Source organism: Pseudomonadales bacterium, assembly GCA_013215025.1.
In the GTDB taxonomy this organism is placed as follows: domain Bacteria; phylum Pseudomonadota; class Gammaproteobacteria; order Pseudomonadales; family DT-91; genus DT-91.
Genome location: JABSRR010000348.1, coordinates 1 through 1571, shown reverse-complemented (window position 1 = coordinate 1571; position 1571 = coordinate 1). Strand labels below are relative to the sequence as shown.

Below are 1571 nucleotides of genomic sequence, written 5' to 3'. Positions count from 1 at the left end.
GGAACCCCTAGTCGCATTAAGTTTCGAATTTTTGTTCGAGTCTTTCGCCATTGTTTCCAATAACACATACGTAGACGTCTTCGAATCCAAGCATCTAAGTCGATGCACTTTTGATATCCCTGAGCAATTCCAAAATAATTGATCCATCCGCGCATATAAATAGTGAGTTCCGCCGTTTTTCAAGCTAGTTGTCGCATCAACTTAAACAACTTTATTTAATTTTACATCGTCACGTTCTGGATTTAACCATACCTGATCAATACGATTCCAGTTTCTTACGTTGCCACTCCAGCGCTTTGGATGTTGTTTCTTCGCTTTTTCATACACAGCCTTCCGTTTAACTAACACATCAACGTCTTGACCCCGATGACGCTCATTTGGGGTGACAAACTTAATACCACTATGTCGATGTTCGGTGTTGTACCACGTAACAAAGTTCAATACCCATTGCTGCGCTTCATCGATAGATTTAAAACCTTTGTAAGGGTAATCAGGTCGGTATTTGCACGTTCGGAATATCGACTCAGCATAGGCGTTATCGTTACTAACACGTGGCCGGCTAAACGAACTGACAACACCTAGGTGATACATCGTTTCTAACATACTCGACCCTTTCATCGGGCTACCATTATCTGAATGCAATACCAGTGGGTTGCGTTTTGTCGAAATACGTTCTTTCATACACGCTTTTCGTAGTAGGCGAGAAGCATTGTCGGCCGATTCTGATTCGTGGATTTCCCAACCAACAACTTTACGACTAAATAAATCCAGCATTAAATACAAATAGTAGTGAATACCTTTTGCCGGGCCCGGTAACCATGTGATATCCCAGCACCACACCTCATTGGGTGACATGGCTTTATGTGTTGCTAAAGGGCGTTTTTCTGGCGCCTGACTTCGACCACGATGATGTTGTTGTTTTGCTTCTCGAAGTATTCGGTACATGCTCGACTCAGAACAAAGATAAACGCCTTCATCCGCTAGCCTGGGTACCACTTGGGATGGCGGCATACTAGCAAATTCGCCTTGGTTAAGCGTAAATAAAACTCGTTGCCTTTCTTCGTCACTAAGTGCGTGAGAAGGTGTTGGGCGAACAGCACCCGGTCGCCCATCTTCCTTTACCTTTTCATCTCGACACCATCGTTGATACGTTCGAACACTAATCTCTAATGCATGACACGCCTTCGATTGACGCGCACCGGATAAAACAGCTTCATCAACAAGTGTCACAGCTTCACAACGCAAATCATGAGGGATCAGTCGTCCTCGCTTTCCCCCCAGAGTGCCTGGGCTTTTTTTTGAAGCACGAGCAATGCAGCAGCTTCCGCTAATGCTTTTTCTTTCCGCTTAAGCTCAGACTCTAGTTTCTTGATACGCTTTTTATCTTGCTTTGACTGTTCTCGGTTTGCTTTTGCTACTTCTTGCGCAGATGCATTCGCCTGCATGCAGCTTGCCTTCCAATCATCCACTTGTTCTGGATATAAGCCCTTCTTACGACAATATTCACTCAACTCCGCCTCATTCATGCTGGCGGTTTCAAGCACTACCGAAAATTTATCTTGCGATGACCA

3 protein-coding genes are annotated in these 1571 nt (G+C 44.6%); all 3 read right to left on the bottom strand.

Annotated features, from left to right (window positions below; all coding sequences use genetic code 11):
* A partial coding sequence (locus HRU21_13555) for a group II intron reverse transcriptase/maturase (protein NRA43308.1) occupies positions 1 to 155 on the bottom strand: 155 nt, incomplete at its 3' end.
* A gap of 46 nt (positions 156 to 201) precedes the next feature.
* Entirely contained in the window at positions 202 to 1230 is a 1029-nt protein-coding gene (locus HRU21_13550; protein NRA43307.1) for an IS3 family transposase, read from the bottom strand.
* 26 nt (positions 1231 to 1256) lie between these two features.
* Entirely contained in the window at positions 1257 to 1526 is a 270-nt protein-coding gene (locus tag HRU21_13545) for a transposase (protein ID NRA43306.1), read from the bottom strand.
* Positions 1527 to 1571 lie beyond the last annotated feature (45 nt).

Coding starts and splice junctions, on each gene's coding strand:
- HRU21_13545 (NRA43306.1), bottom strand. CDS start 1,526: ATGAATGAGGCGGAGTTGAGTGAATATTGTCGTAAGAAGGGCTTATAT.